The sequence below is a fragment of the uncultured Mucilaginibacter sp. genome (genome assembly GCF_913773635.1).
GTDB lineage: Bacteria > Bacteroidota > Bacteroidia > Sphingobacteriales > Sphingobacteriaceae > Mucilaginibacter.
Genome location: NZ_CAJYGQ010000003.1, coordinates 73,739 through 89,625 on the forward strand (window position 1 = coordinate 73,739; position 15,887 = coordinate 89,625).

16 protein-coding genes are annotated in these 15,887 nt (G+C 41.8%); 6 read left to right on the plus strand and 10 right to left on the minus strand.

Going from position 1 to position 15,887, the window contains the following annotated elements:
- Positions 1–5 precede the first annotated feature (5 nt).
- Positions 6–2,378, plus strand: coding sequence for an OstA-like protein (locus QZ407_RS01690; protein WP_295767329.1), 2,373 nt, complete (start codon positions 6–8; stop codon positions 2,376–2,378).
- Between the two features lie 34 nt (positions 2,379–2,412).
- Here the strand turns inward: QZ407_RS01690 and QZ407_RS01695 are convergent, their stop codons facing one another.
- Positions 2,413–3,030 carry an acyltransferase gene (locus QZ407_RS01695; protein WP_295767330.1) on the minus strand — a complete coding sequence of 206 codons (618 nt, stop codon included), beginning with the start codon at positions 3,028–3,030 and terminating at the stop codon, positions 2,413–2,415.
- A 48-nt stretch (positions 3,031–3,078) separates the two neighbouring features.
- The gene (locus tag QZ407_RS01700) at positions 3,079–3,831 is read right to left on the minus strand and encodes a glycosyltransferase (RefSeq protein WP_295767331.1); all 753 of its coding nucleotides are present in this window, start codon (positions 3,829–3,831) and stop codon (positions 3,079–3,081) included.
- A 115-nt stretch (positions 3,832–3,946) separates the two neighbouring features.
- On the opposite strand from QZ407_RS01700, the gene QZ407_RS01705 reads away from it, so the two are divergent.
- Both QZ407_RS01705 and QZ407_RS01710 read left to right on the plus strand, forming a co-directional pair.
- Positions 3,947–5,296 (plus strand): oligosaccharide flippase family protein, encoded by a 1,350-nt coding sequence (locus tag QZ407_RS01705; protein ID WP_295767332.1) that lies wholly within the window; start codon positions 3,947–3,949, stop codon positions 5,294–5,296.
- Between the two features lie 60 nt (positions 5,297–5,356).
- Positions 5,357–6,232, plus strand: a complete 876-nt coding sequence (locus QZ407_RS01710; protein WP_295767333.1) for a beta-1,6-N-acetylglucosaminyltransferase — start codon at positions 5,357–5,359, stop codon at positions 6,230–6,232.
- On the opposite strand, the gene QZ407_RS01715 is transcribed toward QZ407_RS01710, so the two are convergent.
- Genes QZ407_RS01715 through QZ407_RS01730 form a run of 4 tightly spaced genes read right to left on the minus strand, consistent with a single transcriptional unit; the run spans position 6,224 to position 8,766 of the window.
- Positions 6,224–6,736, minus strand: coding sequence for an ATP-binding protein (locus tag QZ407_RS01715; protein WP_157540499.1), 513 nt, complete (start codon positions 6,734–6,736; stop codon positions 6,224–6,226). The two genes, QZ407_RS01710 and QZ407_RS01715, sit on opposite strands and share 9 nt — an antisense overlap.
- Before the next feature lie 8 nt (positions 6,737–6,744).
- Positions 6,745–7,083 (minus strand): STAS domain-containing protein, encoded by a 339-nt coding sequence (locus tag QZ407_RS01720; RefSeq protein WP_295767334.1) that lies wholly within the window; start codon positions 7,081–7,083, stop codon positions 6,745–6,747.
- Entirely contained in the window at positions 7,076–8,218 is a 1,143-nt protein-coding gene (locus QZ407_RS01725; RefSeq protein WP_295767335.1) for a fused response regulator/phosphatase, read from the minus strand. The genes QZ407_RS01720 and QZ407_RS01725 overlap by 8 nt, the downstream gene beginning before the upstream one ends.
- Entirely contained in the window at positions 8,218–8,766 is a 549-nt protein-coding gene (locus QZ407_RS01730; RefSeq protein ID WP_295767336.1) for a hypothetical protein, read from the minus strand. The genes QZ407_RS01725 and QZ407_RS01730 overlap by 1 nt, the downstream gene beginning before the upstream one ends.
- Before the next feature lie 57 nt (positions 8,767–8,823).
- On the opposite strand from QZ407_RS01730, the gene QZ407_RS01735 reads away from it, so the two are divergent.
- The 3 genes from QZ407_RS01735 (at position 8,824) to QZ407_RS01745 (ending at position 11,760) form a co-directional block, all read left to right on the plus strand.
- On the plus strand, positions 8,824–9,747 hold the full coding sequence (locus tag QZ407_RS01735; RefSeq protein ID WP_295767337.1) for a glycosyltransferase family 2 protein: 924 nt from the start codon (positions 8,824–8,826) through the stop codon (positions 9,745–9,747).
- Positions 9,748–9,750: 3 nt separating this feature from the next.
- Positions 9,751–10,920: a glycosyltransferase family 2 protein gene (locus QZ407_RS01740; protein ID WP_295767338.1), complete on the plus strand. Its 1,170-nt coding sequence runs from the start codon at positions 9,751–9,753 to the stop codon at positions 10,918–10,920.
- Positions 10,921–10,998: 78 nt separating this feature from the next.
- Entirely contained in the window at positions 10,999–11,760 is a 762-nt protein-coding gene (locus tag QZ407_RS01745; RefSeq protein ID WP_295767339.1) for a glycosyltransferase, read from the plus strand.
- Here QZ407_RS01745 and QZ407_RS01750 read toward each other — a convergent pair.
- From QZ407_RS01750 to QZ407_RS01765, 4 genes are read right to left on the minus strand one after another with little or no spacing between them, the layout of a single operon-like run.
- Positions 11,732–12,952, minus strand: a complete 1,221-nt coding sequence (locus tag QZ407_RS01750) for a glycosyltransferase (protein WP_295767340.1) — start codon at positions 12,950–12,952, stop codon at positions 11,732–11,734. The two genes, QZ407_RS01745 and QZ407_RS01750, sit on opposite strands and share 29 nt — an antisense overlap.
- 15 nt (positions 12,953–12,967) lie before the next feature.
- Positions 12,968–14,494 (minus strand): O-antigen ligase family protein, encoded by a 1,527-nt coding sequence (locus tag QZ407_RS01755; RefSeq protein ID WP_295767341.1) that lies wholly within the window; start codon positions 14,492–14,494, stop codon positions 12,968–12,970.
- A gap of 57 nt (positions 14,495–14,551) precedes the next feature.
- A complete protein-coding gene (locus QZ407_RS01760; RefSeq protein WP_295767342.1) occupies positions 14,552–14,701 on the minus strand; it encodes a hypothetical protein in 150 nt (49 codons plus the stop codon).
- Positions 14,698–15,879, minus strand: a complete 1,182-nt coding sequence (locus tag QZ407_RS01765; RefSeq protein ID WP_295767343.1) for a glycosyltransferase — start codon at positions 15,877–15,879, stop codon at positions 14,698–14,700. The genes QZ407_RS01760 and QZ407_RS01765 overlap by 4 nt, the downstream gene beginning before the upstream one ends.
- Between the last annotated feature and the right edge of the window lie 8 nt (positions 15,880–15,887).

Below are 15,887 nucleotides of genomic sequence, written 5' to 3' on the forward strand. Positions count from 1 at the left end.
GTAGCGTGAGAAAATATCTCTTTACATACATCCTCTTATTGCTGGCTGTTGCTGCAACTGCACAGCGAAGAGCTAAACCTTCAATTGTCAGAATATTAAGTTCAACCGGAACCGTTGGTGTAAAAATTAATGGCGAGGATGTAGTAAAGATATATAACGGCGTTTTTTTACATGAAGGTACCACGCTCAGGTCAGATAGTTCTTACCTGTACAAAACCCGTAACTCGTTTGATGCTTTTGGTAATGTAAACATTAACCAGGGTGATACGCTTAACGTTTACGGCGATAAGTTATATTACAATGGTAATACACACGTGGCCTTGGTTACCAACAACGTACGTATGGTAGATCGTGATGCTACCCTTACCACCAATTATCTTACTTATAATACCGCCACAAAAATAGGCACCTATACAGGCGGAGGAAAACTGGTTAACAAAGACAATACGCTTACCAGTAAAAACGGATACTATTTTTCAGGATCACGTGATGCTTACTTTAGGTACGATGTGGTGCTTACCACGGTTGATGCGCTGATAAAAACGGATACCTTGCGCTATAACTCGGGTACCCGTATATCCTATTTTTACGGGCCAACACACATTTACGGTAAAGATAAAGATACCTTGTACACCGAGCGAGGCGAGTACCACACCATTACCGAACAGGCCTTTTTTAGTAAAAACAACATATATACCCAAACATCCAAGTATTTAAAGGGCGATAGCTTATTTTATGATAGATTAAAAGGTTACGGGCGTGCAGTACGCAGGGTAACATTTAATGATAATGAACAAAAAGTAACCATAAAAGGTCAACTGGGCACTTTTTACCGAGCCGAAGACAGGGCCGTAGTTACACAAAACCCGTACGTAATAATGGTTACGGAAGATAAAGACACTTCTAAAACCGATACCGTTGCCCCACAGGCCGTTGTAGCCAAAAAGGATAAAACGGCAGTTGCAAAGAAAGACACAGTTGTTTTGAAAGCCAAAGCTGTTGATGCCAAAGCCGAGAGCGGAAGTGCTGCCATCACCGCTGCTGGCGATTCTGTAACCATAAAGCCTGCACCAAAAATTAAACGGGATACACTTTACTGGGGAGCAGACACCCTGGAAACACGAATTGTTACGTACAAAACGCTGCGGCAGTTGCAGGAAAAAATGCGTTTGGCCGGAATTAAAGATACATCAACCGCAGATAAGCCGGCAGCTGTACGGAAAGCTCCGCTTAAGTTATCAACCGTAAAAAATCTTATTCCTATGCCTCCGGCGGGTTTGAAGATGGATACGAGCTTTTTCAGATCTAACTATTTTGGAAATCCTAAAGCGCCGCGCGTTGACAGTGCCAAACTGAAAAAAGCCTTAGCCGATTCATTAGCAAAGAAAGCCGCTAAAGATACCAGCGCAAAAAAGGTGGCGTCACCGCCAAAGGTTGTACGCCTCGATTCGGTTTACCTGCAACGCAAGTTTGATTTGAAGGATACAGCACGTATACGCATTCTTACGGCACATCATAACGCAAAAATATTCAAGTCCGATTTGCAGGCTAAAGCCGATTCTATGTTTTACAGTTATGCCGACTCGACCATGCGCATGTTTGTTGAGCCTATTATATGGACGCAGGGTTCTCAAATTTCGGGTGACACCATATATTTCCAGCTTAAAAATAAAAAGCTCGACAATATGGACGTTTGGCCCCGCGCATTAACTGTAAATGTGGAAGGCACTGATTCGGCTTACTTTAACCAGGTGGCGGGTAAGAAGATGAGGGGCTATTTTGTAAGCAATAAACTACAGCGGCTATTTGTGGATGGCAATGCCGAAACAATTTATTTTAACCGAGATAGCACCAAGCAGGTTACCGAAATGATGCGCTCGGTAAGCAGCCGTATAAGGGTTAATTTCAAAGATAATAAGGCACAAAACGTTACACTGTTTACCAAAGTTGGCCAGGATATTTACCCAATTGAGAAAGCCACTGAAGATGATAAAATCTTAAAAGGCTTTTTATGGAAGCCGAAGGAACGGCCGGCAAGCAAGGAGGCCATTATATCGCCACCTAAAGTAAAGGCTGTTTCACCTGTAAATAAGAGTGCCGCTAAACCATCACCAGCTGGTAAGAAACCGGCATTAGCTGTTAGTGCTAAAAAGGCAGCTCAACCTGATTCAGCTGCAAACCGGAAAGTTATACCTGATTCTTCTGCCGTAAATGGCAGGCCAATGCGTGCCGATACGTCAAACACACCGTCGGTGCCTGATACGGTAATTAAAAGCAAGCCTGCCGTAACTCAACCGGTAAATTCGCCGGCAGATAGTACAAGGAAAAGAGCGCTAAGAGATACATCGGCTATATTGAACAAGCCAAAGGGGAAGTAAAGGTATAAATAGAGAGGATAAGGATGTATATCAATTACGGTACCCTTATCCAGTCTTGCTTTTCAAAATCATATTGTTTAATGATTTTGGCAGGGTTACCCGCAGCAACAGAAAACGGCGGAACACTTTTGGTAACCACAGCGTTGGCCGCTACCACACTGTGCTTGCCAATGGTAACTCCTGATGTAATTACCGCGTTGGCTGCAATCCAGCAATCATCTTCAATAACTATTGGGTTGGTAAGTATTTTTTGAGCGTGTATAGGCATGGTTACGTCCCTATACTCGTGGTTGAGTGCGCTTACAACTATGTTTTGAGCCATAATTACATTGTTGCCGATGTTTACCGGCCCAATTATCACATTGCTCATACCTACCAGGCTGTTATCGCCAATAATTACATCGCCTACACCGTTGTTGATGGTGCAAAAATCTTCAATGGTTGAGTTTTTGCCCATTTCAAACTTGTTAAAAGGCAATACATCAATACGGGTACGCCGCCTTATTTTAGAGCCGCTTCCTTTTTTATGCAGAAACGGATTTACAAACCACTTAACCCATAACCTGGGCGTGGCTTCTCCTTTAGGTATAAGCATGCGGTGTACCGCTTTTTTAAGCGATGGATTGTCTTTTATTTTATCTTTAAGCGACATACGCTTTTTTACGTTTTATATCAGCGTTAATTTAATGAACGGGTATGGCTATTTCTTATAAAGCACATCGTAAGTCCACCGGGCAAGTTTAACCTGCAGGTATACGTAACGCAGCGCAAGTGCCACAGGATTTTTGCTTTCACGCCAGCTAGCCCTGTTCATAGTGCTTGGCTCATCAGCCGAATTTTTCTGGTAAAATAAGTCGTTGAACTTTTCAAAAAACAAGCCTCTCCCCTTGTTTTGAATAAACGACTTAGCCATACGGTATTCTGTTATATCACCTTTAACACCTTCAGCATAGCGGCCAAATTTTTCAAAAAAGCTGCTCCGGCGCAAATGTGGGTGGTCACTGTAAACGTAAAACTTTAGGTGATTATTAAACCACAATTGAGGTTTAAATAACATTTCAACAAATCCCTTACCATATGGCTTGGTGTATGGGTAACTAAAGTAAGCGTAAAAGCGGGCTATATCCAGGCCCTTGTCGGCTTCCATATAATTAAATGCATCCCGTAAATGGTCGGCAAAGCCGGGCTTTGGTTCAAAATCTTCCTGAACGTAAAGCGTATATGGTGTAGTAACGGCGTCTTGCCCTTTATTAATATTATTACCCAGCCCTTTGTTAACGGGCGTAGTTACCAGGTTGTAACCATACTCGGGTTGCATTTGATGTAAGCGCTCCAAATGTTCGGGCTTGCTGCAATCGTCAGATACCACTATGCCTCCAAAGCTTATTTGCTGCTTGCGAAAAGTGCTGAGCAGCCGCTCAAGTGATTGGCTTCGGCTGTAATGTGTAATCATTAAGGTAACTTCCGCGAAGTGTTTTACGTTTACATCCATAAATTAAGCTAATATGCTAATAATGTTCTGTTGTTACAGGCACTTTGTTTGCTTTGCTTAGTGCATTGTACGTTATATGTGGCTAAAAGTTATTACCCTGATTAAAAACAAACACTTCCTGTCGCTGGCGGGTAATGTCATCATGTCGGGCCTTGCGCTCGTTACCATGGTGCTCATCTACCATGCCCTATCAGTAACAGATGCAGGTATTTGGGTGTTTTTTCAGTCGGTATTAATACTGGTTGATACGTTTCGCTCCGGGTTTCTTACCACTGCGTTTATTAAGTTTTATGCAGGTGCCACACCCGGCCGCAAGGTGGAGGTGGCGGGTTCGGCATGGTGGATTGGAATACTCATTACAGGTATTTTATTACTCGCTAACGTTCCGGCATACTTCGTTGCTCCTTACATAGGTGACTATAGCATTGTTTTATTTTGTAAGTGGTTTGGTATAAGTTACCTGTTATCATTACCCTGGTTTATGGCAACATGTGTGTTACAAGGTGAACAGCGCTTTGATAAGCTTTTGTATCTGCGCCTGGTTAACCAGCTTAGTTTTGTTGCCGGGGTACTCATATTATACTGGAGTGGAAATATAACGGTAACCGGTGTGTTATATGCATATCTGGCATCAAACCTGGTTACCAGCGTTTATGTGTTTGCTATGGGGTGGACACGCCTGCGCAGCATCACCCACCGCACAAACACCATAATTTCACAAATAGCCAATTTTGGCAAATACAGTTTAGGTACAACGCTTAGTTCAAACCTTTTTCGTACGTCAGATACCTTCGTGATTAACTTTTTGCTTAACAAACAGGCGGTAGCTATTTATAACCTTGGCCAAACGCTTATGCAATTGGTTGAAATACCTCTTCGCAGTTTTGCGGCTACTGCAATGCCCGAATTATCAGTTGCTTATAACCAAAACAATCCAATTTCCGTAATAAGCACTATGAAGAAATACACCGGAACTATAAGCGTGGTTCTTGTACCACTGGTTATTGCCGGTTGTTTAGTAGCCGATTGGCCTATAAACCTTATTGGCGGCCATAAGTATATGGGCACCGATGCTGCAAATGTATTCCGAATCTTTTTAACGTTTGCGTTGTTGTACCCCCTAGATCGCTTTTTTGCGCTTACACTTGATGTTATTCATTTACCTAAAGTGAACTTTTACAAGGTATTGGTAATGCTTGCAGCAAACTTAACTTTCGACTGGTTAGGCGTAAGACTTTTAGGCAGCATATACGGTATTGCTATTGCAACAGTGGTGCCTGTACTTGTAGGAACTGTAATTGGCTATAAAGCTCTGAACAAATATTGCCCGTTTAATATATGGAGTGTTTATTCTGCAGGTTACCGGCAGGTAAAAAGCTGGATTAGTTTAATTACAGGAAGTAAGCGATCAATACAATTGTTATAATTAGTTGAACTCCCATAAATCGTGTTTGTAAGATATATCAACCAACGGACAGAAAGTTCCATGAGAATAGCACATTTGATATTGGCTCATAACAATCCACAGCATCTTGAGCTGCTTGTTAAGCGGTTGAGTTATGGCGATGATGTTATTTTTATTCATATTGATAAAAAGGCCGATTTAATTGCCTTTAAACATCTTGAAGCATACCCCAATGTGGTTTTTATAAAAAACCGTATCAAAGTTGGGTGGGGCGCCTACAGTATTGTTGAAGCTACCTTAAGTGGATTTAAAGAAATTTTGGCTGCTAACTTAAACTTTGATGTGGTTAATTTGCTTAGCGGCTGCGATTACCCGTTAAAAACGCCCGAGCTTTACCACCAGTTTTTGCAAAGCAATAAGGGTAAAATTTTTATGGAGTTTGAGCTGATGCATTCTAACTGGAAGGAAGCATTGTGCCGTATTGAACGTTATCATTTAACCAACTACGAGTTTAAGGGTAAGTATGCGCTCCAAAATATATTAAACAGAATTTTGCCGAAGCGCCGCCTGCCTGGTGGTATGGTGCCTGTGGGTAGGTCGCAGTGGTTTACCGCCCCGGCCGAGTGTATCAAATATTTAGTTGATTTTATGGATAGTACCCCGGGCTTTAAGCGCTTTATTGAACATACCTGGGCACCGGATGAGTTTGTATTTCAAACAATTTTATATAACTCACCATACCGTGCGCAAATGGTAAATGATAATTTGCGTTACATCGATTGGTCCGAAGGGAAGCCTAGCCCTAAAACGTTTACTATTGCTGATAAGGAAAAGCTGCTTTGCTGTGATAAGCTGTTTGCCCGTAAGTTTGATGTAGCAAACCACGGCAACGTTATACAGGCAATTGATGCTCAGTTAGACAATAAGGGAGAGCAACTATCAGTAATATCAGCTTAGCTTAATACGGGCACAAAATAAGTTGGTGGGTTTATGGTAATGATAAGTAAACTCATCGGCTGCTTTTGTAATTATAAGCAAACCCAAATGCTCGGCGAGCTGGTTTACATCCAGTTGAAATGTTAAGTTTTCTTTGCAGTAAAAGCTTACCGTGTGATCCTCTTTTTTTACGGCATAAAGTAAGTGCATAGCATCAGAACTTACCATAAGTTGCGTGTTCTTCTTTTCAATCTCCGTAACCAAATCAAACGGCTTGCCATCATCTTTTTTGCTGATGTATAAGTGATTGTCTTTTAAGCCAACCTCTAAGGCGCTTTCTTCAGTACCTGAATGCTTTACTGCGTTGTTGAGTAATTCGGCTATGATAAACTTAGCCCTCAGTTTTACAGCTCTTGATAAACCATGCGTTGCAAGCAGGCTGTCAAGGTAATCAAGCATTTGCTTTGAGCAAGCACTTATACCCGATGCCTGATTATTAAATATGAACGACTGCGAGGCTGTCATAAAAAGGTTTACAATAGTGAAGCTTTGGCTTCCTGCTCGTTGTTATATAACTTAAAAACCTTGTCGAGCCTAATGAGTTTTAATAAATCTTCAATATCTTTTTGCAGTGCAAGTAATACCACATCACACTGCATGGCAATGGCATGCTTAAGGCCAGCAACCAATGCACCTAAAAATGAACTGTCAACATAAGTAACCTTTCCCAAATCAAACCACACGCTCTTTTTTTTGAGGTTCAGGAGTGTTATCAACTCGTCTTTAAACTCATCGGCATGGCTAAGGTTGGCTTCGGTAAGGTTAAGCTGCACCAATACATGGGCTGGCTCTTCTTTAACAATGTTAAACATATTTGGTAGATTTACTTATTTGTATAATGCTGCTATCATCAACCAATGTAGTTGATTGTTGTAAACGGTTTTTCAGATCGCCGAAAGATTTGCCGTTGTTAAGCAAGGTTTCAAGTTCTTTAGCAAATAACGCATAATCGCTTTTTTTGCTTTCATCAGTAGCGAAATCAATCAGCCCATCTGTAAAAACAAATAACTGATCGCCTTCTGCCAAAATAATTTCAGTGTTGGAGTAGCTGTTGTGCGGCATTAAGCCTAATAAAAACCCGGATGAGCTAATTTGACTTAATTGGCGGGTTTGAGCATGGTAATGGAGCAAAGGCAAATCGCCCGCACCCGAATAGTTGAGCACACCGGTGTGTTTATTTACCTTGATGAGCGATACGCCCGATAAGATATCGCGCAGGCCGTCATCGTCGCAAATTACTTCATTTATTTTACTTAAAATAGCCGCCCCCGATTCCTCATGCCCTGATACGCCAAAGCGTACGGCTGCCCTTATATAACTAAGGTAGGTGAATGTGTAAAACCAGGCTTTCCATTTTTTACCCATAATATCACCCAAAATGATGAACACAGAATTGGGTGTATCAATAAAATCTATAAAGTCTCCGCCCGGTATATCCTGATAATCGCGGTGCCAAAAATCAATGTGCAGGCCGTTAATAACAGGTGCCTTATCGGGCACAGCCTTAATGTTTAACGCCGCAACGGTCTTCTTAATTTCAAGTTCTGATAATTCGCGCTGCTTGCTTACGGTATGTAACAGGTTGTTTATCTTAGCAACAATAACATCAACCGGTGTTCCTTTTGATACGTAGTCAATAGCTTGTAAGCCAAAGCTTTTATACATTACATCATCACCCTCAAAGCCGGTTAAAAACATAAACGGAATGTCGCGTAGTCGCTCATCGGCTAGTACCTGCTGTCTGAACTCGAGGCCGTTCATGCCCGGCATTTCATAATCAGATACAATGACGTCTGGCGATTTATCTTTAAGGTATTCAAGCGCGTGCGGAGCATCAGGCGACGAGCTGCAGGTAAAGCCCGATTTGGTAAATGCTTTAACCAACAGTTTTAAAAACAGAGGGTTATCATCAACCAGGAAAACAGATTTTGATGCGCCTGCAGCCATTACTTATCAGTACTGAGTTTTTTATAGATAGATTTGACCAGTAAATATACGCCCGAAAGAATAATTAATAATGAAATAACATCCATTAAGGTAACTCCATCATCGGGGTTAAAGTAAAAAATGGTGAACATTTCAAAATATGGCGGTGCCGGCATTATAATCATGGCAAAGCCTAGTGTTATGAGCACCAGCCCAATTAAAAAAAGTACCGTTTTGGCAATACGTTCGCCACGCAGGTATTTTTTTGACATGGTACTGTCAACCTCGTGGCTGGCCAGCATAACACTGAATTCATCCAGCATATTAGCGCGGTCATTGGATGTGTTAACCCTTATATGCTTAAATGCATCAATATTGTCTCTGAAGTTTATAGTAGATGGTAGGGCATCGTTTACACGTTGCTTAACCTGCTTGGCCTTTTCGCTGTCAATATCACTTTGAGCAAGCAAGGCCAGCAATTCATCGAGCTTGGCATCAATAGCAGCATTGTTGCCTGCTGCCTGCTGCAGCTGCTCAACCTCTTTTTTTATATTTTCGTGCTTACTCAAATTAAAGTGATAATTTCATCACAAACTTTTGCGGTTCAAAAACCGTAAACTGCAATAATGAAATTGGTTTCCATCATTACGGTAAATTACAATCAAAGTTACATCACCGAGCAATTGCTTGCCTCTATTGCGGCAAATAATAGTTATCCGGCTATCGAAATTATTGTAGTTGACAATGCCAGCAAAGACAACCCTGTACCGGCATGGATACCGCAATATCCTGATGTTACCTTTATACGTTCGGAAGTTAACCTTGGTTTTGCCGGTGGTAACAACTTGGGTATAAAACAAGCCAAAGGCGATTACCTGTTTTTTGTAAACAACGACACTGAGTTTACCCCCGGCCTGGTTGAAACACTGGTGAAGCTGCTTGATGAGCAACCTCAAATAGGCATGGTATCACCTAAAATACGCTACTTTGATGAGCCAACTATGCTGCAGTATGCAGGCTACACGCAAATGAACTACTATTTTATGCGTAACAGTACCATAGGGCAGTTTGAGGAAGATAAAGGGCAGTATGACCAAACCACAGGGCCAACCGGTTATATACACGGCGCAGCCATGATGGTGCGTCGCGAGGCCATTGAAAAGGCAGGCGTAATGGCCGAGAACTTCTTCCTGTATTATGAGGAGATGGACTGGAACGATCATATCAAACGTGCCGGTTACCAAATATGGGTTGAGCCGCGGGCATTAATTTACCACAAAGAATCTGTATCGGTAGGTCGTGTTAGTGGGCTAAAGGAATACTTTATGAACCGCAACCGTATTCTCTTTATCAGGCGTAATGCGCCATCTGCCTTAACGGTTATAATATTTTATATATACTTCATACTATTGGTTACCCCGCGCAACATTATTAACTATATGCGTAAAGGCAATGAATATAAAGGTTTCACCAGCCTGCTGCTTAAAGCTATATGGTGGAATTTTACGCACTCAAAAAACATTACCAATTTAGGCTACAAGCTCAACTAACCTATGAAAATTGCACTTTGGCTTAGCCTCTTCATTGTTTTTTATGCCTTTTTTGGGTACGGTATTTTGCTGTTCATCATCATTAAAATAAAACGTGTGCTGCGCGGAAAACCCGTTGCACCCATAGTTGCCGATGCCTATATGCCTACTTGTAGTTTGGTAATTGCAGCTTACAACGAAGAAGGTTTTATTATCGAAAAAATAAAGAACACCCTTGAACTGCAATATCCTGCTGGTAAACTCGAACTGGTTTTTATAACTGATGGCTCAAGCGACCGCACACCGGATTTGATAGCCACCTATCCACAAATACGTTTAATGCACTCGCCCGAGCGTAGGGGTAAAATTGCTGCCATTCATCGTGCTATGGAAACTATTGCTACTGATGTAGTGGTGTTTACTGATGCCAATACTTTTTTAAACCCCGATGCATTGCTGAAAATTTGCCGCCACTACGCCGACCCTAAAGTGGGTGCAGTTGCCGGCGAAAAGCGCATACATGTTGACGCTACTGCCGATGCCACCGCAGGCGAGGGTTTTTACTGGAAGTACGAATCCAAACTTAAAACCTGGGATTCTGAATTGCTTACTGTTGTGGGCGCCGCAGGCGAATTATTTAGTATACGTACCGCACTGTACCGGCCTATATCTCCCAATGCTATTTTGGACGATTTTATGATATCATTACTGGTGGCCGAAGAAGGGTTCCGTGTACTATACGAACCGGAGGCTTACGCTACCGAAACTTCATCAGAAAACGTAAAGGAAGAACTTAAACGTAAAATACGCATTGCCGCCGGGGGTATTCAATCCATTGTTTGGTTAAAAAGCTTACTCAACCCGTTTCCGCAGCCGCTTTTGTCATTTCAGTATATCAGTCACCGCGTTTTAAGGTGGACGGTAGTGCCTTTTTTAATGATACTTTCATTGATATTTAACGCCGTGATTGTAGCTGCATGTGGAGGAGTAATTTACCAGTTAATGCTTGCAGGGCAGGTACTGTTTTATGGCGCATCATTAGCAGGCTGGTTGTTGGAGCGCCGCGAAATAAAAGTTAAGGCACTTTTTATACCTTATTATTTTTGCATGATGAATTATGCGGTAATCAGGGGAATATTCAGGTACATGGCAGGTGGACAAAGCGCTGCCTGGGAAAAAAGTAAACGGAAATAATTTAGAAGTACTAATCTTAGATTTCTTAATTAAGAATCTATTTCAATCCGCTACATATAAGAGCATCAACTAAAAGCTATGGCAAATCAATATCCATCTGTAACGCTTTTAATAACACACTACAACCGTAGCCAATCATTAGAAAGGCTGTTGCTTGCCTTTCAAAAGCAAAATATTGTTTTTGGAGATATTGTTGTTTCTGATGACGGTAGTAAGCCTGAACATCTTACTAAACTGAAAGAGATAGCCCCACTTTACAATTTCAGGTTAATTACTACACCTAAGAATGGTGGTTTAGGTAATAACATTAATAAAGGGCAGGATGCCGTCAACACTGCTTATACGTTGTACGTACAGGAAGATTTTGATCCGTTTGCTGATTATGCTACAAGGCTAACTGACGCTTTAAGTATTATGGATGAGCGGCCTGATGTAGACATGGTAAGGTTTTATGCTTACTTCAAATACCCATACCTGAAACCTTACCGCAATGGTTTCTCAGAAATGGTTTTCAAAATATGGTATCCGGGATATAAAAAATTCCACGTTTACAGTGATCATCCGCACCTGCGCCGAAGCTCATTTTTTGCCAAATTTGGCCGTTATGCTGAAGGAATTAAAGGTGACCGAACGGAGTTTTTGATGAACTTGTCATTCATTAAAAAGAAGGGCAAAGCCATGTTTTATGAAAATTATAAGGGCGTATTTGACCAGGTAAATTCAAGCGACGAGCCAAGCACCATGACACGCAGCGACCTGCGCCAAAGCAATAACCCGTTTATTGCATTAGCACGTGCTATATACCGCAATGTTAAGCATACGTGGGAAGTACTTTTTTAATGGCCTTGTAAATTTCGGCTACGTTGTTTTCCCAGGTGTGTGAGCCTGCAAAGCGTATGCGCTCATCCTGCTTATCAACGGTGTTTTCGGCAAGTGCCTGGTCAATTAAACGTACGTAATCTTCCTTGGTGTCGGCCAGATAAACATAGCCGTCAAACGCGCTCATGGCTTCGGTACGGGTAGCTACGGTTGGTTTGCCCATTGCTAAATACTCGTCAATTTTACGCGGATAATTACCAATGGTTACCTGATTGACAATTTGAGGGTTAAGGCATACATCAAATGCACTTATGTAAGCCGGAAGCATATCAGGATTTTTGGCACCTAAAAAATGTACGTTAGGTATTTTATGTAAATCGCTTTTTTGAAACTCACCATCCTCAGGACCAACCAGCACTATGTTCCATTGAGGGCGTTGCCTGGCTACATAGCGTAAAATTTCCATATCAAGCCTTATACTCTGCAGCGCTCCAACGTAACCAATAACAGGTTTGGGTACATGTAAAATGTCTTTCGGAGCGGGCTTTTCCTGGTTATACCCTGTAAAAGTATCTAAATCACAACCCTGACCTACGTAAAACGAGTTAGGATTGTACTGTTTGCAATAGTCGGCCAGGTAGGTGGAGTTGGCTACGCATAAATCACTTTTGGCAATGAGGGCAGGCTCCATTGTGGTGCCGTGCAACTTCCAGTAGTCAACAGCCAGCATAAAATCACGTGAGTAGTAAATGCTAACGGCCGGCTTTAAAAGCTCTTTTAAATAATAGCTTCTGAACATATCGTTATCATTAAACAATATGTAATCTTTAAACCCAAGTTGCTTTACAGCTCTTTGTATGGAGCGGGCAAATCGTTTATTGTTTATCTTGTTTAAAAAGGTATAAACCGAATCGTTCTTAATCCAGTTTACCGATTCTATCATTTCATCAGGATAGTAGTTCCATAGGTTTTCCTGCAGGTGTATAAGCCCGTTTACTTTGCCCTTTATAACCTCACGGCGCTTTTTTACGTTTGGGCTATCCTTATACTTAAGCAGTGTAATACGATCAAGCGGTGAGTTAACATATAACACGCGGTTGTGCCTGGCAAATTCAAGCGCAATATTTTTACAGTTGCTGCCAATTTCAACATCCCATGGTTGCTGACCAACAATAATGATGTCTTTATTTTTGATGATTGCGCCGCTGCTCATATAAAATGTAAGGTGTTATACAGTTAAAGAATCAAAAGAAGATACGCCTGCCGCTTCTTTTTGTTTAGCCTGATCAAGTCTGAAGGTGACTTCAATAAGCGCAACTTCAAGGTAAAAGAACACGTTTGATGGGTATTGAACCAATGCCTCCTGCGGAAAGTTAGCAATATTATAGGCAAATACAACCAAAGTCATGGCCAAACAGTACGTTTTAAGCTCAGGATCTTTCATTTGGTAATAGTTGTTTATGCCCTTTTTCATGATGGTAAACATCATTAGGCAAAATAACAACAGGCCAATCCATCCTTCCTCAACAGCTACGCGTATATAACCACTATCGGGCGGGAAACTGGCAAGGAATGACCCGGGCGCAAATTTTTTGCCCCAGTCACCGGTAGCACCCAGGCCGCCGCCCATAGGGTGGGTAAGTATGTAAGGCTGTATACGCTTTTGATTTTGCTTACGCAGGTTATACGAATCATCGTTATTGGGCCTGAAAGCAGTTTGAAAGCGTTGAATGTTGGCGTTACCCGTAGGTATGTTAATAAGAACCAGCAAAAATACTGCAGCTACACAAGTAAAAATTAATACCCGTTGGCTGTAGTTTAGTATGGCAAACAACAGCAGCGCCGCCGGTAGCAGTACGTTGGCCCCACGTGTGCCCGAAAACAGCATGGATGACATGTACAAAAACGCACACACTACTAGCACCAGCTTCTTCCAAAGCTTATATTTACCGGCTATAATACATATACATAAAATGGTAGGCATTACCATGTTGTAAGAAAACGAAACCGGGTCTGAAAAGGTAGAGAACTTACGCCAATGGCCGGCTATAAACAGCAACGAGGCAATAGCCGGATCAGAATGGAGATAGGCTTCCTCAGCGTCTGAAAACCCGATATATTCTTGCTTATAGGCGTATAAGGCAGCAATTAGTGCCATAAGCAACCATAGCTTAAAAATAAAGCGTATAAACGTTACCGACCGTATACTGTATAGGTGCACAAAATAGCCCAACAGCACTATGGCAACAGTACGTATGGTGTATACCCAGGCCAGGCGCGATTCGGCGAAGGGATTGCCAAATTCAAGTATGTTGTAACCCAGCCAAACTAATAGTACGGTGGTTATAGGGCTTTTGAAATATGCCCAGTTATTATCGTCGTTTTTTACCCTTACGGCCAGGCCTAGCAACAGTAAAAACTGTATGCCATCCATAAGCGTACCAATTGGCCCGGGTACACCAATACGGCCCAGCATAAATAGAAAGTAGGCCATTATTAGCTGTAGCGTAATGCCAAATTTGGGATAGCTGGTAATAGCATGCAATAGTGGTAAAACGCCAATTGCAAGCATTAATAAAATGCCGAAGGGCAAACCCATTTTAACTGTGCCGGCTGCAATAACTGCCGAGGCGGCAAGCAGCATAACTATACCTGCAGGCGTTTTTAATTTTTGAATCAAAAACAGGTTAACCAGGCGCTGTTTAAAGCTGCCGCCTTTGTTATTGCCGGTTATGGTTACCTGTAAGTTGTTCATGTATAAATAATCATTACGTTGCTGCTATTGGGTTGCCGCAATGCATGGCCATTGTTATTATAAAAACAGTATTTTAATAAATAAAAAAAAGGTACTTACAAAAGCTACGACTATTGCCACAATACGTGTAACAGCATTTATTTTTTGCTGAACCTCCGGATCAACCTTGCCGTTACGGAGTGCTTTTTCTGATGGATTTATTCTCATGATTTTCCATTTTTAACAGGTTCGGCACCTGTGCCACGTGTAGCTACCGAATGCTGATTTGCACGGCGTGCTTTAAGTAATGAAAGTATTTGAAAATAAATAAATTTAGGAATGTTAACCAACGACTGGTATATGCGCTTATCAGTGTCAGACTTTGCCAGCGATATATAGAAGCCAAGTACAAAAAACATGAATGCAAGCAACCATAACGCTACAGCAATCCAGCTTATAAAAAAGTTGGCCAGCATACAAAATGCCGACAGAATGAGAAAGATAAACAACGGCGGACGTAACAGTATCAACCCAAATAAAAACTGATTGAAACTAAAGTTGCTTACCGATTTTCCAAGCAAAGTAAAGCCGTATTTAAAGTATTTAAACCAGGTATTAATCCACCGGGCGCGTTGCTTGACTAATTGATCAGAGTGGGTGGTTTTCTCGTCCCAAACAATTGCTTTATCAGTAAATGCAATGCGTTTGTTGGCGCCAATTATTGCCGCCTGTAATACTTTGTCAAACCCGGCACCGCTTACATCACGGTGCTCAAGCGACTGGCGGTAAAGCTGCGTGGTAAATGCCATACCCGAGCCCGCCAGTGTAGCCGATGAACCTACCTGAAATAAAATTTTACCATCGTAAAAATGGTAATAAATGTCACGCGCAGCATCCAGGCAGGCATAAGTGCTATCCAGATTTTTTGCTTCGCGGATACCTTGCACTGCCTCAAAGCCCTGGTTAAAAAGCTTGTTAAGTTCGTTCAGGTATTCGGGTTCAACAAGGTTATCGCTATCAATAATGGTAAGGCGCTCGTGTACCCGCTTAAAGCGGTTTATTGCGTAAAAGTGTGAGCGTACGTTGCCTGCCAAAGTTTCCTCGGGGCGTAAAATAACCACGCGCTCGTCTGTAAAATGTAAGCTACTGATGTCGCACTTATCGGCAACTACATAAATTATGTAGTTACTATAGTTAAGCTTTAAAATAGAAGCAACTACGTCAGGTATAGCGGTAACCCACTCATAAGCTGTAACAATGATGGCATAATCTGCCTCCGCCGGTGCCGACGCTAATATTTGAGGTTTCTTTTTTAGCTTGTATAGCAAATACAGCAGTATAGGTAATATAAGGTTATACCCTATAAGTATCTGAAATGCTAGCCATATCACCTTAATTACTACCATTGAATTTG